Source organism: Bradyrhizobium sp. SZCCHNGR1005, assembly GCF_032489995.1.
GTDB lineage: Bacteria > Pseudomonadota > Alphaproteobacteria > Rhizobiales > Xanthobacteraceae > Bradyrhizobium.
This window is the reverse complement of record NZ_JAUEZC010000002.1, coordinates 123,603-146,303: the sequence shown is the minus strand read 5'-3', so window position 1 is coordinate 146,303 and position 22,701 is coordinate 123,603. Positions and strand designations below refer to the sequence as shown.

16 protein-coding genes and 1 tRNA gene are annotated in these 22,701 nt (G+C 62.9%); 7 read left to right on the top strand and 10 right to left on the bottom strand.

The features are described from left to right. Positions 1-6 precede the first annotated feature (6 nt). From QXZ85_RS06855 to QXZ85_RS06835, 5 genes are all read right to left on the bottom strand, one after another. Positions 7-1,740, bottom strand: coding sequence for an ABC transporter permease subunit (locus QXZ85_RS06855; protein ID WP_315769396.1), 1,734 nt, complete (start codon positions 1,738-1,740; stop codon positions 7-9). Between the two features lie 304 nt (positions 1,741-2,044). Continuing rightward, a complete protein-coding gene (locus QXZ85_RS06850; protein WP_315769394.1) occupies positions 2,045-3,157 on the bottom strand; it encodes a CaiB/BaiF CoA-transferase family protein in 1,113 nt (370 codons plus the stop codon). A 294-nt stretch (positions 3,158-3,451) separates the two neighbouring features. Further along, positions 3,452-4,255, bottom strand: coding sequence for a xanthine dehydrogenase family protein subunit M (locus tag QXZ85_RS06845; RefSeq protein ID WP_315769392.1), 804 nt, complete (start codon positions 4,253-4,255; stop codon positions 3,452-3,454). Positions 4,256-4,274: 19 nt separating this feature from the next. Beyond that, positions 4,275-6,620, bottom strand: a complete 2,346-nt coding sequence (locus QXZ85_RS06840; RefSeq protein ID WP_315769390.1) for a xanthine dehydrogenase family protein molybdopterin-binding subunit — start codon at positions 6,618-6,620, stop codon at positions 4,275-4,277. Between the two features lie 82 nt (positions 6,621-6,702). Further along, positions 6,703-7,188 (bottom strand): (2Fe-2S)-binding protein, encoded by a 486-nt coding sequence (locus QXZ85_RS06835; protein WP_315744136.1) that lies wholly within the window; start codon positions 7,186-7,188, stop codon positions 6,703-6,705. 289 nt (positions 7,189-7,477) lie between these two features. On the opposite strand from QXZ85_RS06835, the gene QXZ85_RS06830 reads away from it, so the two are divergent. From QXZ85_RS06830 to QXZ85_RS06815, 4 genes are all read left to right on the top strand, one after another. Continuing rightward, positions 7,478-9,517, top strand: coding sequence for a HAMP domain-containing methyl-accepting chemotaxis protein (locus QXZ85_RS06830; RefSeq protein ID WP_315744138.1), 2,040 nt, complete (start codon positions 7,478-7,480; stop codon positions 9,515-9,517). Between the two features lie 369 nt (positions 9,518-9,886). After that, on the top strand, positions 9,887-11,413 hold the full coding sequence (locus QXZ85_RS06825; protein ID WP_316173812.1) for an MFS transporter: 1,527 nt from the start codon (positions 9,887-9,889) through the stop codon (positions 11,411-11,413). A gap of 1 nt (position 11,414) precedes the next feature. Next, on the top strand, positions 11,415-12,239 hold the full coding sequence (otsB, locus tag QXZ85_RS06820) for a trehalose-phosphatase (protein ID WP_315744140.1): 825 nt from the start codon (positions 11,415-11,417) through the stop codon (positions 12,237-12,239). A gap of 433 nt (positions 12,240-12,672) precedes the next feature. Then, positions 12,673-14,133, top strand: coding sequence for a trehalose-6-phosphate synthase (locus QXZ85_RS06815; RefSeq protein WP_315702609.1), 1,461 nt, complete (start codon positions 12,673-12,675; stop codon positions 14,131-14,133). A gap of 102 nt (positions 14,134-14,235) precedes the next feature. On the opposite strand, the gene QXZ85_RS06810 is transcribed toward QXZ85_RS06815, so the two are convergent. After that, on the bottom strand, positions 14,236-14,583 hold the full coding sequence (locus QXZ85_RS06810; protein ID WP_315702610.1) for a hypothetical protein: 348 nt from the start codon (positions 14,581-14,583) through the stop codon (positions 14,236-14,238). A gap of 201 nt (positions 14,584-14,784) precedes the next feature. On the opposite strand from QXZ85_RS06810, the gene QXZ85_RS06805 reads away from it, so the two are divergent. Next, positions 14,785-14,874, top strand: a tRNA-Ser gene (locus QXZ85_RS06805). Between the two features lie 267 nt (positions 14,875-15,141). On the opposite strand, the gene QXZ85_RS06800 is transcribed toward QXZ85_RS06805, so the two are convergent. Continuing rightward, the gene (locus QXZ85_RS06800; protein WP_315702611.1) at positions 15,142-15,837 is read right to left on the bottom strand and encodes a VIT family protein; all 696 of its coding nucleotides are present in this window, start codon (positions 15,835-15,837) and stop codon (positions 15,142-15,144) included. 467 nt (positions 15,838-16,304) lie between these two features. On the opposite strand from QXZ85_RS06800, the gene mgtA reads away from it, so the two are divergent. Beyond that, positions 16,305-18,959, top strand: a complete 2,655-nt coding sequence (gene mgtA / locus QXZ85_RS06795; RefSeq protein WP_409977705.1) for a magnesium-translocating P-type ATPase — start codon at positions 16,305-16,307, stop codon at positions 18,957-18,959. A gap of 291 nt (positions 18,960-19,250) precedes the next feature. Further along, the gene (locus QXZ85_RS06790) at positions 19,251-19,475 is read left to right on the top strand and encodes a hypothetical protein (protein WP_315702613.1); all 225 of its coding nucleotides are present in this window, start codon (positions 19,251-19,253) and stop codon (positions 19,473-19,475) included. 94 nt (positions 19,476-19,569) lie between these two features. Here QXZ85_RS06790 and QXZ85_RS06785 read toward each other — a convergent pair whose 3' ends face one another. The 3 genes from QXZ85_RS06785 to otsA all read right to left on the bottom strand — a co-directional run bounded on the left by QXZ85_RS06785 (position 19,570) and on the right by otsA (position 22,286). Next, entirely contained in the window at positions 19,570-19,794 is a 225-nt protein-coding gene (locus tag QXZ85_RS06785; protein WP_315702614.1) for a hypothetical protein, read from the bottom strand. Positions 19,795-19,959: 165 nt separating this feature from the next. Beyond that, on the bottom strand, positions 19,960-20,478 hold the full coding sequence (locus QXZ85_RS06780; RefSeq protein ID WP_315702615.1) for an Hsp20/alpha crystallin family protein: 519 nt from the start codon (positions 20,476-20,478) through the stop codon (positions 19,960-19,962). 443 nt (positions 20,479-20,921) lie between these two features. After that, the gene (gene otsA / locus QXZ85_RS06775) at positions 20,922-22,286 is read right to left on the bottom strand and encodes an alpha,alpha-trehalose-phosphate synthase (UDP-forming) (RefSeq protein ID WP_315762470.1); all 1,365 of its coding nucleotides are present in this window, start codon (positions 22,284-22,286) and stop codon (positions 20,922-20,924) included. Positions 22,287-22,701 lie beyond the last annotated feature (415 nt).

Below are 22,701 nucleotides of genomic sequence, written 5' to 3'. Positions count from 1 at the left end.
TCCTCCTCAGCCAAGGCGCAGCCGGCGCTCGCCGAACGCGTAGAGCGGCCGCCACAAGAGCCGGTTGAACAAGGTCACCAGGATGCACATCACGGCGATGCCGAGCACGACGCGCGGGAAGTCGCCCTGTTCGGTCGCGGTCGCGATATAGGCGCCGAGCCCCGTTGCCGTCAGATGGGTGTCGCCCCAGCTTGCGACCTCCGCCACGATCGAGGCGTTCCAGGAGCCGCCGGACGCGGTGACGGCGCCGGTGATGTAATAGGGGAAGATGCCGGGCAGGATGACCTTCGTCCACCAGCGCCAACCGCCGAGGTGAAAGCTGGACGCGGCTTCGCGCAGATCGGTCGGGAAGGCGCTGGCGCCCGCGATCACATTGAACAGGATGTACCACTGAGTGCCTAAGATCATCAGCGGGCTCAGCCAGACACTGGCATCGAGCTTGAGGCGCACGATCAGCACCACCACCACCGGAAAAGCGAGGTTGGCCGGAAACGCCGCCAGGAACTGCGCCAGAGGCTGCATGCGTTCGGCGAGTTTGGGCCGGAGCCCGATCCAGACGCCGACCGGTACCCAGATCAGCGAGGCCAGCGCGATCAGCACCACCACGCGGAGCAGGGTGATCAGGCCGTAGCCGATTGATATGGCGACATCCGCAAGGGCCAGCGTTGCCGAGAGATAGGCATAGGTTTTCCAGCCGGCATAGCCGCAGCCGATCACGATCACGGCGAGCCACAGCGCGTCGATCAGCCGCGACGGCTGACTGGTGCGAACCGTCGCATTGAAGGTCGTCGGCCAGTTGATCCGCAGATTGGAAAACGACCGGTTCACGGCGGCGAAGGGGATCGTCAGCGCGCGCAACGCGCGCGTGCGCCGGAAAAGATCGAGCATCCACGAGGTCGGCGGATTGCCTGAGGCCGTTTGCTCGAAGCGGAACTTGTCGGCCCAGGCCACGATGGGCCGGAACAGCAGCTGATCATAGGCAATGATGACCAAGAGCATGGTCAGGATCGCGTAGCCGATCGCGACGAGGTTCTTCTGCGCGATCGCGAGCGCGACATAGGAGCCGATGCCGGGCAGGGTCACCGTGGTGTTGCCGACCGTGATGGCTTCGGAGGCCACCACGAAGAACCAGCCGCCGGACATCGACATCATCGCATTCCAGATCAGGCCCGGCATCGCGAATGGCACGTCGAGGCGCCAGAAGCGCTGCCAGGCGGACAGGTGGAAACTGCGCGTGGCCTCGTCCAGGTCCTTCGGCTCGTTGCGCATCGACTGGTACATGCTGAAGGTCATGTTCCAGGCCTGGCTGGTGAAGATCGCGAACACGCAAGCGGCCTCGGCCCCAAGCACCTTGCCCGGGAACAGGTTCATGAAGAACACGACCGTGAAGGTGAGAAAGCCCAGGATCGGCACCGACTGCAGGATGTCCAGCAGCGGGATCAGCACCATCTCGGCGCGCCGGCTCTTGGCGGCGAGCGCGGCGTAGACGAAGGTGAAGATCAGCGAGCACAGCATCGCGAACAGCATGCGCAGCGTGGTCCGCAGCGCATAGAGCGGCAGGTGCGATGGATCGAGCGACACCGGCGCGGTGTCCAGCGCGGACAGCGGCAGCGTGGTCTGTTCGCCGCCATAGACGATCAGGACCATGGCGCCGATCACGATGATCAACGCGACGATGTCCCAGATATTGGGCCGCACCGCCTCTCGCAACACGGTTGTATTGATGTCTTGAAGTATCATCGCGCGTGTCTCGTCCCGCCGGTCGTGCTTGTGCGCCGCAGCGACGCCTCCTTCCCACACTATCGCGGGTCGGTTCAAGCGGGCCGATTCGGCAGTCATCCGGACCGCCATGGTAGGCGGGATTTGTGATGGGTTGTTATCGGGGGTGGGCTGGGCGAGCGGTGATGCCGAGTCTGCCGGTCTTGGCGCGATGAAAGCCGAGTTGAGAGGTGTCGTCCCGCCTCCGCGCGCGAAGGCGCGCCGGGCCGGGACGACATCGGAATATTGATCTAGCGTCGGTCGCCGACAGGTCGGAAATGCCGAATCACCGTTCCTCCCGCCACGCGTTCACCACCGCCCCGATGTCGGCCACCTCGGGTTCGCGGATGGTGGACCGGGTGCGCGAAAAGCGCGGGGCAGGCGCGGGCTGGGTGATGCCGTGGCGGTCGACGAACACGCCGCGCGCCGCCATGTGGGCATGCTTGGGCGCTTCCGACATGGTCAGCACCGGGGCGAAGCAGATATCGGTACCTTCCATGATCTGGCACCATTCGTCGCGCGTCTTGCTCTTGAAGATGGCGACGAGCCTCTCGCGCAGGTCCGGCCAAGCGTTCGGGTCCATCTGGGCATCATAGCAGGCGTCGGACAATTCCGCGTGCTGGCGGAGCAGCGCATAGAACTGCGGCTCGATCGAGCCGATCGAGATGAAGTTGCCGCAGGCGCATTCGTAAACGCCGTAGAAATGCGCCCCGCCGTCGAGGAAGTTGCGCTCGCGGCCTTCGGTCCAGCGACCCATTGCGGTGAGGTCGAAGAACATCGACATCAGCGAGGCCGCGCCATCGCACATCGCGGCATCGACCACCTGGCCCTTGCCGGACTTCGAGGCCTCGAGCAGGGCGGCGAGCACGCCGACCACGAGATAGAGCGCGCCGCCGCCGAAATCGCCGACCAGGTTGAGCGGCGGCACCGGCCGCTCCTTGGGGCCGATCGCGGCCAGTGCGCCGGTGATGGAGATGTAGTTGATGTCGTGGCCGGCGGCCTGCGCCAGCGGGCCCTCCTGGCCCCAGCCGGTCATGCGGCCATAGACCAGTTTGGGGTTGCGTGCGAGGACGACGTCTGGACCTAAGCCCAGCCGCTCCATGACGCCGGGACGAAAACCTTCGATCAGCGCGTCGGCGCCGGCGAGCAGGTCCAGCACCTGGGCGACCGCCGCCTTGTCCTTCAGATCGATCTCGACGACCCTGCGTCCGCGACCGGCGACCGACTTCATGGCCTTGCGCGCGCCGACGCGATCGAGCGTGACGACATCGGCACCCATGTCGGCCAGCATCATGCAGGCGAAGGGTCCGGGGCCGATGCCGGCGAACTCGACGATGCGATATCCGGCGAGCGGGCCGGTGGCGCGAACTGATGTCTGCGGTGCGGTCGTGTCGAGCACGTTGTGTTTCCTGCAGTGTCTCAGCGCGTGAGGCGGCGGATCGGACGAAAGCGGCAGCGGCGAGTTACACCCCTCACCGTTGCGGGAGGCTGCAAGTGCGTGGTGGCTGTCTGTCTCGATCAAGCGTCGTCACGCGCGACGTGGCGTTTCCTGATGTCCGATTGTCCCGCGTGAGTGCAACCAAGGCAAGCACCAAGGCAGGCGCGCTGTATCCCGCAAAGCAAAACGGCGCGCATCGCTGCGCGCCGCATGGAATGTCGTGTGCCGTGACGCGGAATCAGCCGCGCCGCAACCTCAGCCCGCAGCCTGCACGGTGCGCTGCGCCATCACCTTCACCAGGTTGGCGCGGTAATCGGCCGAGCCATGGATATCGCTCAGGAGGCCGTCGGGAGAGACGGTGACACCGTCGAGCGCCGACGGGGACCAGTTCGCCTTGAGTGCGGCTTCGATCGCGGCAACGCGCATCACGCCGCTCTGCGAAGCGCCGGTCGCGGCCACCCGCACATCGCCGCCCTTGGTCCTGGTAACGAAGACGCCGGTGAGCGCGAAGCGCGACGCCGGATGACGCAGCTTGGCATAGCCGGCCTTCTCGGGGATAGGGAACGAGACCTCGGTGATGATCTCGCCGTCCTCCAGCGCGGTCGTGAACAGTCCCTGGAAGAAGTCGTCGGCCGCGATCGACCGCTTGTTCGTCTTCACGGTAGCGCCGAGCGAGAGCACGGCCGCCGGGTAGTCCGCCGCCGGGTCGTTGTTGGCGAGCGAGCCGCCGATGGTGCCGCGGTGGCGCACGGCAGGATCGCCGATCAGCGAAGCCAGATAAGCGAGTGCCGCGATCGCTTTCTGCGCCGTGTCGGAGGTTGCGACGTCATAATGCGGCGTCGCCGCCTTGACCGTCAGCGTGTCGGCAGAGGCCTCGATGCCGATCAACTCTTTGATCTTGCCGATGTCGATGACGTCGGACGGGGCGGCAAGACGCTGCTTCATCACAGGAAGCAGCGTGTGCCCGCCGGCCAAGAACTTCGCTTCGCTGCCCTTGGAAGACACTAGGGCGACTGCTTCGTCGATCGAAGAGGGGCGATGATAAGTGGTCTGATACATAGTTGCTCCTCCGTCGTCTTCAGGCGTTGCCGTGGATCGCGTGCCAGACGCGGTCCGGGGTTGCCGGCATTTCGAGCTTGTTGTTGCTGATCGCATCCGTGATGGCATTGATCACTGCCGCCGAGGCCCCGATCGCGCCGGCCTCGCCGCAGCCCTTCACGCCGAGCGGATTGCCCGGGCAGAGCGTGGTGGTGTGGCTCAGCTTGAACGAGGGCACGTCGTCGGCTCGCGGCATCGCGTAGTCCATGAACGATGCCGTGACCGGCTGGCCATTGCCGTCATAGACCGCGTGCTCGAGCAGGGCTTGGCCGATGCCTTGGACGAGGCCGCCATGGACCTGGCCTTCGACGATCATCGGGTTGATGAGCCGCCCGAAATCGTCTGCCGCGACGAAGTTGACGAACGAGGTCTTGCCGGTCTTCGGATCAACCTCGAGCTCGCAGACATAGGACCCGGCCGGGAAGGTGAAGTTGGTCGGATCGTAGAAGGCGCTCTCCTTCAGTCCGGGCTCCATACCGTCGGGCAGGTTGTGCGCGGTATAGGCGGCGAGAGCGACCATCGGCAGCGCCATCGCTTTGTCGGTGCCCGCGACCTTGAACTCGCCGTTCTCGATCACGATGTCGCCTTCGCTCGCCTCGAGTTGATGCGCCGCGATCTTCTTGGCCTTGGCTTCGACCTTCTCCATCGCCTTCAGGATCGCGGTGAGGCCGACGGCCGCAGAGCGCGAGCCGTAGGTGCCCATGCCGAACTGCACCTTGTCAGTGTCGCCATGGACGATCTGCACTTGGCTGATCGGTATGCCGAGCCGGTCGGCGACGAGCTGGCAGAACGTGGTCTCGTGGCCCTGGCCATGGCTGTGGCTTCCGGTGAGGACCTCGATGGTGCCGACGGGGTTGACGCGGATCTCGGCGGATTCCCACAGGCCGACGCCGGCACCGAGGCTGCCGACTGCCTTCGAGGGCGCGATGCCGCAGGCTTCGATGTAGCAGGAGAAGCCGATGCCGCGCAGCTTGCCCTGGGCTTGCGCCTGCGCCTTGCGCGCGGGGAAGCCGGCATAGTCGATCGCCTTCAGTGCCGCGTCGAGCGAGGCATTAAAGTCGCCGGTGTCATAGGCCATGATCACCGGGGTCTGGTGCGGGAACTGCGTGATGAAGTTCTTGCGCCGGAGTTCGGCCGGATCGACCTTCAGCTGCCGTGCGGCCGTCTCCATCATGCGCTCCAGCAGATAGCTGGCTTCCGGGCGGCCCGCACCTCTATAGGCATCGACGGGCGTGGTGTTGGTGTAGACGCCCATCACCTCGGCATAGATCGCCGGGATGTTGTACTGGCCCGACAGCAGGGTGGCGTAGAGATAGGTCGGCACCGAGGAGGAGAACAGCGACATATAGGCGCCGAAATTGGCGTGGGTCTTGACCCGAAGCCCCAGGACCTTGTTGTCTGCGTCGAACGCCATTTCGGCGGTGGAGATGTGGTCGCGGCCATGCGCGTCGGTGAGGAACGCCTCGCTGCGGTCGCCGGTCCATTTGACCGGACGGTTGACCTTCTTGGACGCCCACAGCGTCACGATCTCTTCGGGATAGATGAAGATCTTCGAGCCGAAGCCGCCGCCCACGTCCGGGGCGATCACCCGCAGCTTGTGTTCGGGCGCGACGTTGTAGAACGCCGACAGCACGAGGCGGGCGACATGCGGGTTCTGCGAGGTCGTGTAGAGCGTGAAGTGTTCTTCGGCGGCGTCATAATCGGCGATTGCCGCGCGCGGCTCCATCGCGTTCGGCGCCAAGCGGTTGTTGGTGAGCTCGAGCTTGACGACATTGGCGGCCTTCGCGAAGGCGGCGTTGACGGCGGCCTCGTCGCCGATCGACCAGTCGTAGACCACATTGCCCGGCGCTTCCGGATGCAGCTGCGGTGCGCCCGGCTTCAAGGCGGAGGGCATGTCCGGCACCGCCGGCAGCTCCTCGTAATCGACGACGACGGCCTCGGCGGCATCGCGTGCGAGGTTCTTGCTTTCGGCGATCACGACCGCCACCGCCTGGCCGACGAAGCGCACGGTCTCCGGCGCCATCGCCGGCCACGCACCCATCTTCATCGGCGAGCCGTCCTTGGAAGTAACGGCCCAGCCACAGATCAGGTTGCCGATCTTGTCGTCGACAAGCTGCCGGCCCGTCAGCACCGCGACCACGCCCGGCATCGCCTCGGCTGCGGAGATGTCGATGCTCCTGACCTTGGCATGCGCATGCGGGCTGCGGACGAAATGGGCATAGGTCATGCCCAGCAGCTTGATATCGTCGACGTAGCGGCCCTTGCCGGTGATGAAACGCTTGTCTTCCTTGCGCACAACGCTGGCGCCAATGCCTTCAATGCCCATGCGATCCTCTCCCTGCCGGAGTTCGTTATTCCACCGCTTCCCCATCGAGAGCGGCAGTGTTGATGTCGTGGGGTGGCCCCGCCTATTCGGCGGCCTGAGCCATCTTCATGCGGCCCGCTGCGTCGAGCACGGCTTTGACGATGTTGTGATAGCCGGTGCAGCGGCAGATGTTGCCTTCGAGCTCCTCGCGCACGGTCGCCTCGTCGAGTTCGCCGCCATGGCGGTGCACAATATCGATGGCCGACATGATCATGCCCGGCGTGCAATAGCCGCATTGTAAGCCGTGATTGTCGCGGAAGGCGGCCTGCATCGGATGCAGTTCGTCGCCCTTGGCGATGCCTTCGATGGTGGTCACGTTGCAGCCGGCGGCCTGGCCGGCCAGAACCGTGCAGGATTTCACTGCGCGGCCGTCGATATGGACGACACAGGCGCCGCATTGGCTGGTGTCGCAGCCGACATGGGTCCCGGTCAGGTTTAGGTTCTCGCGCAACAGCTGGACCAGCAGCGTGCGGTCCTCGACCTCCACCGCAACCTGCTTGCCGTTCACCGTCAGTTTGACTGTCGACACGTTGATCCTCCCGCTTGATTTTTACTTATTCCAATTAGAAACAGCGCCTCGTCACTTTGCAACTCGAATTTTTGTCCCGGATGTCATCGCGGCGTCTTGCGTCGAGCAGTACGAGACGGGAGGCGCTCTACCTGCCTATGCCTGAGGCAAGCCGGATCTGGCGGCATACCTTGTATGTAGCCTCCGCAAATTTACCGGCCCTTATCCATTGTGACGTAGTTTTGATCGCGGCTGGGCCGTCCGCCCGGCGTGGCCGCTATTTGCGACGGGTGGAATTGGGGGTTGGAGAATGTCTGCGCGTTCGGCGACAGGGCAGCGGCCTGGAAGTTTTCTGACCCTTCGCTTCCGCGGTAAGATCATTGTCGGATTTGCCCTGGTTCTGGTGATCTCGGCGGCCAGCCTCGGCTTCGCCTATTTCGGGTTCGAGCGGGTTGCCTCGGCCGTTGCTGCGTATCGCGCCAGCGTCGCGGAAGCGGATGCGGCGCGCATCATCGACCGGGAGCTGGTCTCCTATCAGGCGCTCGCCCGCTATTACGCGCTGACCGGCAGCCCGGACGATGAGAGCGCGGCGATGGCGGCACAGGAGCGGCTGCAGGCGGCCGTGGCGAAATCGGCGGCGGCGACGACGGCGCCGGAGCGGCGCGCGCAGCTTTCGCAACTGCAAAGTGAGTTTCAGGTCTTCAGCAAGATCTTTGCCGACATCGTCACCCTGACACGCGAGAACAAGCGGATATCGACCGAGCAATTGACGGTCACGGGCAACAAGATCCGCTACAAGTTCGACGATCTTGCCGATACCGCGGCGCTGGCGGGCCTTCCGAGCATCCAGACCACTGCCAAGGACCTGACCGGCCAGTACCTGACCGCCTCGACGCTGGTCGGTACGTTCACCCCCAAATCCGAGCCGCGTGCGGCGGATGGGGCGATCGCGCGCATCCGCTTCCTGGAGAACTCGCTGGTCACGATCTATGCCAACGACGAAAAGATATCCCAGCGCGTGACCGAGCTCGGCGAGCTCCTGAAGCAGTACCGGACCAGCTTTGCCAAGCTGGCGGAGAACGTCAAGGCGCTCGCGAAGCGCGAGAAGGAGATGGGCGAGGCCGCGGTCACGATCCTCAAACTGTCGAATGGGCTGCGCTCCGACCTGACGGCGGACCAGGAGCGCATCGAGACCGCCACCAACGCGACGATTTCGGACATCGAGCGGCTGATCGCGATGCTCGCGATCGGCGGCCTGGCGCTCTGCGCCGCCCTGGCCTTGATGCTCGGCAACGGCATTTCGCGGCCGATGATCACGATGTGCAAGGCGATGCGCGAACTCGCCTCCGGCAATTTCGACGTCAGGCTTCCCGGGCTCGGGCGCACTGACGAGATCGGCGAGATGGCGGCGGCGGTCGAAGAGTTCAAGGTGCAGGCCATCGCCAAGGCCGAGCGCGATGCCGCGAGCCAGGATGCACAGAACAAGGCGGCCGGTGCGGCACGCCGCGCCGAACTGATCCGCTTTGCCGACGAGTTCGAGACCGCGGTCGGTTCGATCGTCGCCAATGTCTCGGAATCGGCCCATCAGCTTGAATCCGCTGCGGCCACCCTGACCCGTACCGCGGAGACCACGCAAAATCTCGCCGGCCGTGTCGCCGGCAGCTCGGAGCAAGCCACCGGCGGCATCGAATCCGTCGCGACCGCGACCGAGGAACTCTCGACCTCCGTGGCGGAGATCGGGCGCCAGGTGCGCGAATCCAACCGCATCGCCGAATCGGCGGTGGCGCAGGCCGAGGAGACCGATGGTCGCATCGGCAAGCTGTCGACGGCTGCCCAGGAGATCGGCGACGTGGTCAAGCTGATCACGGCGATCGCCGAGCAGACCAATCTGCTCGCGCTCAATGCCACCATCGAAGCGGCGCGGGCGGGCGATGCCGGGCGCGGCTTTGCCGTGGTCGCCTCCGAGGTGAAGTCGCTCGCCAGCCAGACCGCGCGGGCCACCGACGAGATCTCGAACCACATTTCCGGTATGCAGGAGGCGACCAAGGAATCGGTCGCCGCGATCAAGCAGATCGGCGGCACTATCGGCCAGATCTCGACCATCGCCTCGTCCATCGCGAGCGCGGTCGAGCAGCAGGGCACGGCGACCCAGGAGATCGCGCGCAATGTGCAGGGCGTCGCTGCCGGCACGCGTGAAGCGGCCGCCGATATCACAGAGGTCAATCGCGGCGCCACCGAGACCGGTTCAGCCTCGGAAGAAGTGCTGCTCTCGGCGAAATCGCTGTCGTCGCAAAGCGCGCGGCTGCGCGAGGAGCTCAACCGCTTCATGGCGAATATCCGAGCGGCGTAGCGCTGCTGACTGCCACGTTGCTCGCCGCACACACGCTATCATCCCCGCGAAAGCGGGGATCCATGGCCCAGGCAATGGTTTCGATGTAAGCCATCAGCCACCGCGCTCCCTCGATGAATTCCGCAGCACGGATCCTGCCTTTCGCCGGGACGACACGGTTCGTGCGGCCGCTGGCGGGCCTTCAAACAAGTGATCTGCGAACATGGCCCCGCTGCATGCGAATGCGCAGGGATCGTTTCTCGTCTCCTGTCTGCTGGAACCCGTCCCCGAGCACCGCGTTGGAGCATGGCGGCGCGCTGCCGCATTTGCTTCACCGTTACCGTTCATCGTCTCCGAACGGTCGGCTTCCGCGCTCTCGCATGGTCCCGCATGGCTCTTCGGCACGCATTTGCACCCGATGATGGCGCCGCCGCTGTGCCGCAATCCGGGACATCTGCAGCCGAATCCGCAACTGTGCAGCCCGGCGATGACGGCCGCGTCATCGTCACCAACATTCCGGCCCGGCTCGACGATCTCCGCTGGAGCGGCTTCCATACCCGCGTCGTGCTCGCGCTCGGCATCACCTGGGTGCTCGACGGGCTGGAGGTGACGCTGGCGGGCGCGCTGTCCGGGGCGTTGAAGGCGAGCCCGAGCCTGCACTTCTCCAATCTCGACGTCGGCCTTGCCAACAGCGCCTATCTCGCCGGCGCCGTGCTCGGCGCGCTCGGCTTCGGTTGGCTCACAGACCGCATCGGCCGCCGCAAACTGTTCTTCATCACGCTCGCGCTCTATCTCACGGCAACCGCGGCCACCGCGCTGTCCTGGAGCGTGGCGAGCTATGCGCTGTTTCGTTTCCTCACCGGCGCCGGCATCGGCGGCGAATACACCGCGATCAATTCGACGATTCAGGAACTGGTGCCGGCGCACTATCGCGGCTGGACCGACCTTCTGATCAACGGCAGCTTCTGGCTCGGCGCCGCGATCGGCGCCGGCAGCGCCATCGTGCTGCTCGACCCGGCGATCACCGGCCCCGATCTCGGCTGGCGGATGGCCTATGGCACCGGCGCCTGTCTCGGCCTGATCGTATTGGTGATGCGGATGTGGATTCCGGAGAGCCCGCGCTGGCTGATGATCCACGGCCATCCCGACGAGGCGCGCAGGATCGTCGTCGAGATCGAGCGCGACGTCACCGGTCATAATCGCGAGCAGCGCGCGAAGGAGCTGCCGAACATGAAGCTGCGCATGCGCGGCCACACGCCGCTCGGCGAAGTCGCGCGCACCCTGTTCGTGGCCTATCGCCAGCGCGCGCTGGTCGGGCTGACATTGATGGTGGCGCAGGCCTTCTTCTACAACGCGATCTTCTTCACCTTCGCGCTGGTGCTGACCGACTTCTATGGCATCGAGCCGGATCGCGTCGGCTGGTACATCCTGCCGTTTGCGGCCGGCAATGTGCTCGGGCCGCTGCTGCTCGGCCGGCTTTTCGACACGCTCGGCCGCCGTACCATGATCACATTCACCTATGGTGTCTCCGGCATCCTGCTCGCCCTGACCGGCTATCTGTTCTCGATCGGCGCCTTGAGTGCGCAGACCCAGACCGCGGCCTGGATGGTGATCTTCTTCTTTGCGTCGCCGGCCGCGAGCGCGGCCTATCTCACCGTCTCGGAAAACTTCCCGCTGGAAGTGCGCGCGCTTGCGATCGCCTTCTTCTATGCCGTCGGCACCGGGATCGGCGGCGTGGCGGGGCCGGCGCTGTTCGGCGCGCTGCTCGATTCCGGCTCGCGCATCGCCGTGTTCGGCGGCTATCTGTTCGGCGCTGTGTTGATGGTGGTCGCCGCGGCCGTCGCCTTCCGTTATGCGGTGGCGGCGGAGCGGAAATCGCTGGAAAGCGTGGCGCGCCCGCTGGCCGTCATGGAATGATATGATCATGGCTGACACCACCGATTTCCCGGAGCTGCCATTGCAAGACGATCCTGGCAAGCCAGCCGACACGGCCCGATCAACCCCGACCAGCCTGGTGCCGCGGTTCGACGACATCGCGATCCTGCTCGATATCGACGGCACGCTGCTCGACCTCGCCGCGACGCCGCGCGAGGTCTGGGTGCCGCCGGGCCTTGCGGAGACCTTGAACACGCTGCATCGGCGCACGGCGGGCGCGCTCGCGCTGGTCAGCGGCCGCTCGTTGAACGATATCGATCTGATCTTCGCCCCGCAGGTCTTTCCGGCGGTCGGCGGTCACGGCGCCGAGATGCGGCTTGCGATCGACAGCGAGGCTGATGCGGTGCAGGCGCCGCCGCTGGACAAGGAGCTGAAGCGGCGCCTCGCCGCGATCGCCAAGCTCAGCCCCGGCATTCTGCTCGAAGACAAGGGTTATTCACTGGCGCTGCATTATCGGCTGGCGCCGCAGGCAGAGCAGGCGATCTATGAGTCCGTATCTCAGATACGTGCCGATCTGCCGGAGGCGCCGATCGAGATCCTGCCGGGCAAATGCGTCTGCGAGATCAAGCATGCCGGCTTCACCAAGGCGAGCGGCGTGCGCGAACTGATGACGCATTCGCCGTTCAAGGGTCGCAGGCCGTTATTCATCGGCGACGACGTCACCGACGAGACCGTGTTCGCAATCATGCCGGACTTCGATGGCCTGTCGTTCTCGGTCGGTCGCCCGGCGCGCGGCGTCCATGGTGAATTCGGCACGCCGCATGATGTCCGGACGTTCCTGGGTGAACTGGCACGTCGCGATTCCTAGACGTCGGCTGGCGGTCGGTGCTGATCTTATTAGAAGAGTGAGGAGCGCAGCGGGAGCCCGGTGTGGAATCCTGCGCCGGTTCCATCGGGAGCTGTGCAGATTCTGCGGCGAACACGCGACCGACTTTCAATTGCTTTGAATCGCTCTTGAATTTGCCTCTGCTTCGATAACACCCCGCCACCGCCTGAATTTGGTTTCATTTGGTTGAAAGGGTGTCGAGGAACCATATTGATGAACGTCTGTTAACCAAGGCTACGCTTCCGAGGCTCGCATGACCATCGCGCTATGCCCGTTTGCGGACTTCGGACGTGAATGGCACTGGCAGACCAAGGATCTGGTGCAGCCTTGACTATGGAGTTCCATTGACTTGCCGACGTGGACAGATCGGAACTTCATTTCGCCGCACTGGACCGTGGACAACAGGAGGGGACCTGTGAACCTCGTCGTGGTTTCGAATCGGGTGGCACGTGGCAAAGCCAACGAGCCGATGACTGGCGGACTGGCAGCAGCGTTGCTGCCGGTAGTCGAGAAATCCGGTGCTATCTGGGTCGGTTCTTCGGGACGCGTGCGCGACGGGGCGCAATTGGAACCGATTGTGGAGATCGAGCCGCTGGGCGCGGGCGCGTTGGCTCTACTGGATCTGCCCGCCGCACATTATGCCGGCTATTACGAAGGCTTCGCCAATTCCGCGCTATGGCCGGCGCTGCATTCGCGCAGCGACCTGATCCGCGTGTCCCACGACGATTACGAGTCCTATCGCGAGGTCAACGCCTTCGTCGCGCGCTCCCTGCTGCGCTTCCATAAGCCCGATACCGCGTTCTGGATCCAGGACTATCACTTCCTGTCGCTCGGCGCCGAGCTGCGCGTGCTCGGCGTGAAGAGCCCGATCGGCTTCTTCCTGCACACGCCGTGGCCGGCGCGCAGCGTCGTCGACGGCGTGCCGCACCATGCCGAGCTGCTGGAGGCGATGCTCGCTTATGACCTGATCGGGTTCCAGACCCAAGACGATTGCGAGAATTTCATCGCCTGCATCCGCTCACATCTCGGCCTGAAGGTGAAGAGCGGCGTGGTGCAGTCACGCCATGGCCGGACGCGCCTCGCCGTGTTCCCGATCGGCATCGATGCCGACAAATTCGCGCAGGCCGCCGCCAAGGCGGTGTCGCACCCGGATGTCTCGCGGTTGCGCCGCAGCCTGCAGGGCGAGAAGCTGGCGATCGGCGTCGATCGGCTCGATTATTCCAAGGGCCTCGTCAACCGCATCGGCGCATTCGATCGGATGTGGAGCCTGCATCCGAACCTGTTGCGCTCGGTGTCGCTGTTGCAGATCGCGACGCCCTCGCGCGAATCGATCGAGGCCTACGGCCAGCTGCAGAACGAAGTCGCGCGACTCGTCAGCGAGGTCAATGGCCGCCATGGCGAGGTCGACTGGACCCCGATCCGCTATCTCAACAAGGGCTATGGCCAGAGCGTGCTGGCGGGGCTGTATCGCACGGCCCGGGTCGGCGTCGTGACGCCGCTCTATGACGGCATGAACCTGGTCGCCAAGGAATATGTCGCGGCGCAAAGCCCGAACGACCCGGGCGTGCTGGTGCTGTCGCAGTTCGCCGGCGCCGCCAATGAGCTCGACGCCGCGCTCCTGGTCAATCCGCACGACATCGACGACATGGCGCGGACCATCGCAAAGGCGCTCGCAATGCCGCTCGCCGAGCGCTGTGCGCGCTACGAAGCGATGATGACGAAGCTGCATCGGCACTCGATCCAGCAATGGCTCGCGGATTTTCTCGGTGCGCTGCAGGCCACCGATGTCGAGCAGGCCGAGATCGAGCCGCTGCCGGCCACGCCGCCCGGTTTCTGGGCGCGGCGGGCGTCGTCCTCGGGCGCGCGCTATCACTGAGTTGGACTGTCATGGCGAGCAGGCGCGGACGCGCCGCCTCCGGACGATGCTTCGCATCGCCGGGAGAACCATGAGGCTCCATCGTCTTTCGCTCGATGGCAGTCAATTGCAGTACGACACGCCGTCCAGCACGGCGCAGCGCAGCTTGTTCGGCGCGCTCGGGTTTTCCATCGGCACCATGCCCTTGCCCTGGCCGACGAACACGCCCGGCCCGACCACCACCGACGCCTTGTTGCCGACGATGACGCTGTCGTGCCCTTTCAGCCGGGAGTGGGTGCCGTCCGGCCACAGGATGGCGTCGCCCTGCCAGATGCCTTTGCGGCCATCGTTGCAGGTCACGTCCACCCCCTGCCGGGTGCATTGGTCGGCGCGGGCTGTGGTCAGCCCGGCCGACAGGCTCAGCAGCAGCACGGCCAAGGTGAGGGGGCGGAACGGGTGGGCAGTGGTCATCCGTTGATCTCCGGGCGTGAGGGGGCGTCATCAATGGTCTCGCCGGGCCGATTCGGGGTTCATCCCCCCTTTGAAATCGCCTCCGCCCTCGGGCGCTGCCCCCGGAATGGCTCGATTCACCAAAGGTTTGCCGAATTTTTTGCCGGCAGACCCGCTTGATGGCTTGCAAAAGGCCGTGCGCCCCGCCAAGAGAGGGCGCCCGGAGAGATGGCCGAGTGGCTTAAGGCGCACGCTTGGAAAGCGTGTGTGCGGGAAACCGTACCGTGGGTTCGAATCCCACTCTCTCCGCCATCTGACATTGAAAAATATTGCAAATTTCGCTTTTCGGTCCCCGGGCTGGACGTGTCGGGAGCCGAGTGTGACATTCTGAAATTCGGTCGGGAGCCGAGCTTGCCCTTCGCGCCAACGAGATGGCCCGCATAGAATCGTTGGTTGGTCCAGGTCGAACTCCGTGCGTGTCGCAGAATTGGCTATTGCGGCGAGCGAATCGAACAACCTGCGCGATCAGAGTGCTGGCAGCCGGAGCTATCCAATAGCCGCTCGGTCGATGTGGGCCGATCAGATGGCCTTGCCAAACATTGCGCCGATACCAGCGGTTAGACCCATTGCAAATGCGCCCCAGAACGTCACCCGCAGCGTCGGTTTGAGCAAACCTGCGCCACCGGCCTTTGCACCGATAGCACCAAGAACCGCAAGGAACATCAGCGAGCCCACCGAAACGACGGGAATGAGTGCGTTCACTGGCGAGGCCGTGACCAGGAGCAGAGGCGCCGCGGCCCCCACCGAAAACGTGCTGGCGGAGGCAAGCGCGGCCTGAATGGGGCGCGCCGTCGTGATCGCCGAAATCCCGAGTTCGTCCCGCGCATGCGCGCCCAGCGCATCTTTTGCCATCAACTGCTTCGCAACTTCCCGCGCAAGATCGATCTCGAGTCCGCGCGAGACGTAAATCTGCGCGAGTTCCTCCATCTCGAAGGCTTGATCGGTCGAAAGCTCCCGGGTTTCCCGCGCGATGTCGGCGTGCTCCGTATCCAATTGCGAACTCACCGATACGTATTCGCCGGCGGCCATCGACATCGCGCCGGCGACCAGGCCGGCGATCCCCGTCAGCAGTATGTCGCTTCGCGAAGCAGCGGCCGATGCGACGCCCAACACCAAACTGGCCGTTGAGATGATTCCATCGTTCGCGCCGAGAACCGCGGCTCTGAGCCAGCCAATGCGTTCGACGGCGTGACTCTCCAAGTGCAGGCGGCTCATTATGTCGCTCCCGGAAGACGAGCAGAAGGTATTTGGCGTCCATTTCGCGCGGGTGCCGATAGTTGCACAAAATGATTGGCATCACAGTACATGTTCATGTTGATAAGGATCAAGCACGCACCGCTCGTCCCGCTACTGATCGGTGTGCTGAAGCGGGGTGTTGCCGAGCCGCAAGAGTTGCGAAAGCCGGGAGTGAGCGCGGCTCACCCGGTTCTTGATTGTTCCGACGGCGCGGTGGCAAACGTTTGCGGCTTCTTGAAGAATATCCAGACGCGGCAGCCGCCTTCGATGTGCGGAACGAGAAGCCTTTGATCCTCATCAAAGTTCACTCATCGTCAGCCGATATCCTTCGTAATTAGTCGCTTCTTGTCGTAGCGAACATTGGTCCGATGCACTCGGGAGAATGCGCGTACTCGCCCGAGCAGATCCTTTCATTGGTCCAAGCGGATCCCTTCGGTGCAGGAGATATGTTCTTGAACGAGCGGGATCCCATAGCGATTGCGACTGCCTTGGTCCCTGTGCCGTCGCCGTCGAGCACGCCCGAAGGATCTGCCCAGAGCGGAAAAGCTCTGGCCGAAGTCGCTCGTCTTTCGCCCGACGAGGCCTTGCAGCGGTTGTCCAGCACGACGGCGGGCCTCGCGCCTGGCCAGGTCGAGGAGCAGCTCCGCGCGGTCGGGCTCAATCGGATCGCTCGACAAGCGCGTCATACGGTTCTCGGCGAGCTTGCTGTGCGCTCGATCAATCCGTTGAATATCCTTCTGTTATCGTTGGCGACGGCGTCCTATTTCCTCGGCGATCAGCATGCAGCGGTGATGATCGCTATCATGGTTGTCCTGAGCATCGCCCTAGGCTTCCTTCAAGAGTATCGGTCGAACAATGCTGCCGACGAATTACAGAAGATGGTGTCGATAACCACTTCTGTGCGCCGACAGGGGAGTGCTGACCACGTCGATGTTCCGATCGATCAACTTGTGCCTGGCGACATCGTTCTGCTGTCTGCTGGCGACATGATCCCCGCCGACCTCAGGCTGATTTCGGCCAAGGATCTCTTCATCAACCAATCGACCCTCACTGGCGAGGCGATGCCGCTTGAGAAATTTGCGGCGGCTCATGAAGGCACGGCTGAGACGCCATTTGATCTCCCCAATATCTGCTTTATGGGTAGCGCTGTGGTCAGCGGAATCGGCTGCGGCGTCGTGGTGCTGACCGGCCCGCGAACTGCTTTCGGCATCGTAGCAAAGGCAATCGCCGAGACGCGGGAGCTGACAAGCTTCGACAAGGGCATCAGTCGATTTACCTGGTTGATGCTGGGGTTCATTCTCGTGATGGCGCCGCTTGTCTTTGTGATCAATGGCGTGACCAAGGGCAATTGGCTCGAAGCGCTGTTGTTTGCGGTCGCCGTAGCGGTAGGTCTAACGCCTGAAATGCTGCCGATGATCGTGACGGTCAATCTGGCAAAGGGTGCGATGGCAATGTCCCGAAAGAAGGTCATTGTTAAGCGTCTCAATGCAATCCAGAATTTCGGGGCCATGGACGTCTTGTGCACGGACAAGACCGGCACACTCACTCAGGACCTGATTATCCTCAAGCGTCATCTTGATATCAGGGGCGCCGATTCGGACAGCGTGCTTGAGTACGCCTATCTGAATAGTTATTACCAATCCGGCCTCAAGAATCTGCTCGACGTCGCGGTCCTGAAGCACGGCGATCTCGAAGGTGGCCTAAAGGTTCGGGAGCGGTTCCGCGAAATCGACGAAATACCATTCGACTTCGAGAGGCGGAGGATGTCCGTCGTTCTTGGGCGCGACGACGGGGTTCATGTCCTTATCTGTAAAGGTGCCGTCGAAGAAGTCGTCGCGGTTTGCAGGCACTACGTGATTGGCGACGAGACCGGCCTCCTCGATGAGAGCCATCTGGCCTCCGCGAAAGAAACGACTGCAAAGCTCAACGCGGACGGATTTCGGGTCATCGCCGTCGCCACCAAGGAGATGCCGGCAACTCAGGCGGCGTACTCTGTCGCTGATGAGGCCGATCTCACCTTGCTCGGTTACATCGCATTCCTTGACCCTCCGAAGGAGACATGCGCCCCCGCAATTGCTGCGCTACAGGCTGGCGGTGTGCAAGTGAAGATCCTGACAGGGGACAACGACATCGTCACGCGCAAGATCTGTCATGATGTTGGTCTTTCCGTGGACCGGATCGTTCTCGGCAGCGAGATGTCGGCGCTGTCGCCGGAAGAGTTGGCGAACCTGGCGGAGACCACGACGGTGTTCGCCAAGGTGTCGCCGTCGCAGAAGGCCGCCATCATCGATGCACTTCACCGCAAGGGGCACGTCGTCGGCTTCCTGGGGGACGGCATCAACGATGGGCCTGCGCTGAAGACTGCAGACGTCGGCATATCCGTCGACAGCGCCGTCGACATCGCCAAGGAATCCGCGGATATCATATTGCTCGAGAAGAGCCTGGCGGTGCTCGGCGACGGCGTCATCGAGGGACGTAAGGTGTTCGGCAACATTACCAAGTATATCAAGATGGGGGCGAGCTCAAATTTTGGTAATATGTTCAGCGTGCTAGGAGCCAGTATCTTCCTGTCGTTTCTGCCGATGACGGCGATTCAGGTGCTTACCAACAACCTGCTTTACGACGTTTCGCAGACCGCGATCCCAACGGACAACGTCGATCCGGAATTTGTGGCGGTGCCGCGGCGATGGGACATCGGCAACATCACGAAGTTCGTGCTGTTCATCGGTCCGATCAGCTCGATCTTCGATTATGTCACTTATTTTACGATGCTCTACGTCTTCAATGCGTGGAATAACCCGGCATTGTTCCAGACGGGCTGGTTCGTCGAATCCCTGCTTACGCAGACCTTGATCATCCACATTATTCGCACGGCCAAGATTCCGTTTTTCCAGAGTCGAGCCAGCACGGCGCTCATTACGACAACACTGATCATTGCCGTCATTGGGGTCGCTCTCCCATACTCCTGGCTTGCAAGCTTTTTGGGTTTCGTCCCGCTACCACCGACCTACTGGATCGCGCTCGGGCTTATTCTTCCAAGCTATGTCATCCTGACGCACGTCGTGAAGACGTGGTTCGTTCGACGGTTCGGGTTGAGTTGAATTCGGCTGGCTTCGTAATCTCAAGACGCACCCTTCGCCCGCCTCGCGAAAGACGTTGCCGGACGATATGCAACCCATCCGGTGAACCCGTAAGTTGGCGCGGTTCAATCCTCCCCATCATGAAGCCTCTCTTTCGAAAGCATCGATATCGCCACGGAGTCGCCCGCTAGGAGCGTGTTTGCGTTGACTGGGTGTAGGCCCGGCCGGGGATCAATCAGGAGTGACTTCTCCGGTATTCTTTCCACGAATTGTGAGTTGTGTTATCTCGCGAAAGCGCAACAGGAGTTGAAAATGTTCGGACTAAAGCGGCCAACCCGCATTGATCTCCGCGCCAACGACGCGGCTATCGTCGTTCGCGAGAATGGTGAAATGGAAATGTTCATCCGCCAGGCAAGGGGCGATGAGGAGCTTCCGCCCGGTCAAGTTGTTCTGGCTCTTTTCGGAATCGCATTTCACGATGAGCGAGTACACAAGCTGTTGGCGGAAATTGTTAGGGAGAAGCAAAGCCTGACGTGACGCCTCACAGCTGCAGCCGGTCTCGCAGAGGGAATACAACTATTTTCTAAGCCACTTGCCGCTCCCGATCAGAACGGTGCGACAGTTGGGTATCTTAGTCCAATAAGGTTCTGGCCTTCGTGACGGTGTCATAAATCTCGATCTTGAGCATCGGATAGCTCGATTTAAGTTTGCGGGCCGATGATTCCGCAGCTTCGACTGTGCCAAACTCCGACTTGAAGTGCCCGTCGACAATGACCACGAATCCTTCCGTCGGCGGCCTGTCGGCACGTCGTACTTTCTGCTCAGGTTCGTCAACTGAGTGAACTGGCTTCTTCATCGGAACCCTCATCGTATCGCAGAACCGTAACGGGCGGCTCTTTCGGGGCGACAGTTCATCGGCGGCGACATCTCGTCACGGCAGGAAAGTGGGATCACAAAGCCCGGAGACCGCAACCGGCTTTCTCGGTTCGGATCTCCGGCTTGTTACGACTGCGGTGCAGGACTAGGCAGCCTTGCCCGGCGCAGCGGCCTTATTCGATACTGGACTCGCGCTCGGTGGAGCGCCTGTCTTGATGTCGATCGTCTTGGTGGTCTTCACGGCTTTGGCTGGCTTCTTGATAGCGAGATGCAGCACGCCCTTGTCGAAATGAGCTTCGACGGCTCCCTCTTCCGGCTCGAAAGGCAGAGACATCGATCGATAGAAGGAACCGTAGCTGCGCTCCTCGACATGCCAGTCCTTTTCATCCCTCATGCTCTCCGCCTTCTTCTCGCCGGAGATGACCAGCTGGTTGCCGTCCAGGCTGACCTTGATATCTTTCTCGTCCACGCCGGGAAGTTCGGCGGTCACTTCGAACGCATCCTTGGTTTCAGCCACATTGATTGGCGGCGCGCCTGCCCCAATACTGGGAGAGGACGAACCCTGATCGAAAGCGCGAAGGGCGTTTTCTACCTCACGCCGCATGGCCCGGAAGGGGGCGAATGCAGGCTCCTGGCTGGTGGTCCACAATCTCGGAACGCTCATCTGCTCTCTCCACTGATTGAAGAACGCGAAAATGGTGCTCTACGCGATCGCGCCGGCGTTGATGTAGCGCAAGAAATGGCTGAGTTATTTGAAGGCGGAACGCCGGTCACGATGCCGAAGCCGCAAGCGCAGAGAGCATGTCAGCGAGGCTGACCTAAGGAGCGAGCATGCTCGATGAGCTTGCATCGCTCGCCGAAAGCTGGTGGGCCGAGCGCATTGTTTGTGACGATTGAGCGCAGACGCCGCGCATATTCAACCGTAACGGTTGCCGATCCCAATCTCGCCAAGAGCGGTCGCGGAGGGGCGACGATTGACAAGCTTGACGATAGAGCAGGAGAGAAAATCGCGCGCCTGATAGACGCTACGAGAAGGAATACGATGCTCGAAGCAGACCGGTCGCGGCCGCTACACAGATGCCCCTTTCCTGTCGAATGGCATCGGAGTTAGCGGCCGAGTGCCCCCAGGAAACTCTCGCGCCACGCCGTAATGCTATTGCGGCGCAGTACCGCCATCATGGCTCCCCAACGCTCACGCCGCTCCTCAAGTGGCATCCCCAGCGCTGTCTGCAATGCTTCGGCGACGGCGTCGGGGTCGTACGGGTTGGCGATCACGGCAGTGTCGAGTTCATAGGCGGCGCCCGCGAAGGGCGAGAGAATGAGCACGCCGGGGTCGTCAGGGTCCTGTGCAGCGACGTACTCCTTGGCAACCAGGTTCATTCCGTCGCGCAATGGAGTGACAAGACCAACGCGGCTGAGCCGAAAGAAGCCAGCGAGCGAGCGCTGGGAAAAGCTCCTGTTCAAATACTGGATCGGTGCCCAATCGAGTTCCGCGAAGCGACCGGCCACGTCGCCCGCCAGCGCACCGAGCCTCTGCCGCAGCTCACGGTATTCAGGAACGTCGCTGCGTGTCGCGGTGGCGATCTGCAGGAATCGGACGTGGTTGCGGTACTCGGGATAGGCGTCGAGAAACCCGGCGAATGCTTTGAACCGGTGTTCCAGTCCCTTACTGTAGTCGAGCCGGTCCACCCCGATGATGAGCTGGCGTCCCCGGAGACTCTCCTGCAGCCGGTGTGCCGTGCGGGATTTCGCAGCGCGGCTGGCCATTTCGGCGATGGCTTCGGTATCGATGCCAATCGGGAACGCGCCGGCGCGGAGAACGCGATCGAAAGCCTGAACGCGGCCATCGGACGAAACCTTGCCTCCTGCGCAGCGAACAATGGCGTCATGGAAGGCGGTCAAATCCTCCACCGTCTGGAAGCCGACGAGATCGTAAGCGCACAGTGATTTCAGCAGGTCGCCATAGTGGGGAAGGGCCGCCAACACGCCCAAGGACGGAAACGGCGTATGCAAGAAAAACCCGATCCGCTGTGTGGCCCCGGCGCGGCGAAGCTCCTCGGCCATGGGGATCAGGTGGTAGTCATGAACCCAGATGAGGTCACTCGGCCTGAGCAAGGGTGCGAGGATATCGGCGAGCAGGGCATTCACCCGCCGATAGGCGGCCAAGTCCCGGCGGGTAAAGTTCATGAGGTCAAGCCGATAGTGGAATAAGGGCCACAGCGCCGCGTTGGAGAAGCCGCTGTAGTAGCCGTCATGGTCCGCGCGGGTAAGATCGACGGTGGCGTACGTCACCCCCTCGGTCTCAAAAACGTTCGGCTCTTTCGTTGTTTCTCCTAGCTTGCCACTCCACCCAAACCATAAGCCTCCAGCCTGATGCAGAGCGTCGACGAGGCCGGTCACGAGCCCGCCGCTGCGCTGCGCACCTTCTCCCGGCAAGGCGACACGGTTGGAGACGATGACCAAGCGGCTCAAGCCGGTTCCCTCCGCACTGTCATGGTTGCGTCGAGCCGAGCCGTCGCCAAAGGATCTCGGCGAACACGGCAACGCAAATGATCGAGCGGTGACATCCGCCGGAGCCCATATTCGCCTCGGTCCTCACGCGAATATCCGCACGTCCCTCTATTGGAACCGAAGGGCCCGTCATCAGGCAATCCGGGTGCTTGAGGTCGGACGGAACGCATGGATATTGAGCGGCAAGATCAAGGCGTTACCTGTAAGACATATAGATCTTCTCGCAGTAAGTATAGGATACTCTGCCGACCAAGCTGGATTGTTAGGCGCCGTCTAAGACGGATCTTCTTCACCAGGATTTCGACGGCAGGGGCCCCGGGTGTGCCTTTCGATCTCAGCCAGTGCGGCATCGAGCGAGGCGTGCGGCCCTTGCTGT

What these genes read in the sequence shown, in the direction of transcription:
- QXZ85_RS06790 (WP_315702613.1), top strand. Translation starts at nt 19,251, where the DNA reads ATGTTCGGACTAAAGCGGCCAACCCGCATTGATCTCCGCGCCAACGAC.
- QXZ85_RS06825 (WP_316173812.1), top strand. Translation starts at nt 9,887, where the DNA reads ATGGCTCTTCGGCACGCATTTGCACCCGATGATGGCGCCGCCGCTGTG.
- QXZ85_RS06845 (WP_315769392.1), bottom strand. Translation starts at nt 4,255, where the DNA reads ATGTATCAGACCACTTATCATCGCCCCTCTTCGATCGACGAAGCAGTC.
- QXZ85_RS06855 (WP_315769396.1), bottom strand. Translation starts at nt 1,740, where the DNA reads ATGATACTTCAAGACATCAATACAACCGTGTTGCGAGAGGCGGTGCGG.
- otsB (WP_315744140.1), top strand. Translation starts at nt 11,415, where the DNA reads ATGATCATGGCTGACACCACCGATTTCCCGGAGCTGCCATTGCAAGAC.
- QXZ85_RS06830 (WP_315744138.1), top strand. Translation starts at nt 7,478, where the DNA reads ATGTCTGCGCGTTCGGCGACAGGGCAGCGGCCTGGAAGTTTTCTGACC.
- QXZ85_RS06840 (WP_315769390.1), bottom strand. Translation starts at nt 6,620, where the DNA reads ATGGGCATTGAAGGCATTGGCGCCAGCGTTGTGCGCAAGGAAGACAAG.
- QXZ85_RS06785 (WP_315702614.1), bottom strand. Translation starts at nt 19,794, where the DNA reads ATGAAGAAGCCAGTTCACTCAGTTGACGAACCTGAGCAGAAAGTACGA.
- QXZ85_RS06810 (WP_315702610.1), bottom strand. Translation starts at nt 14,583, where the DNA reads ATGACCACTGCCCACCCGTTCCGCCCCCTCACCTTGGCCGTGCTGCTG.
- QXZ85_RS06780 (WP_315702615.1), bottom strand. Translation starts at nt 20,478, where the DNA reads ATGAGCGTTCCGAGATTGTGGACCACCAGCCAGGAGCCTGCATTCGCC.
- QXZ85_RS06800 (WP_315702611.1), bottom strand. Translation starts at nt 15,837, where the DNA reads ATGAGCCGCCTGCACTTGGAGAGTCACGCCGTCGAACGCATTGGCTGG.
- mgtA (WP_409977705.1), top strand. Translation starts at nt 16,305, where the DNA reads ATGTTCTTGAACGAGCGGGATCCCATAGCGATTGCGACTGCCTTGGTC.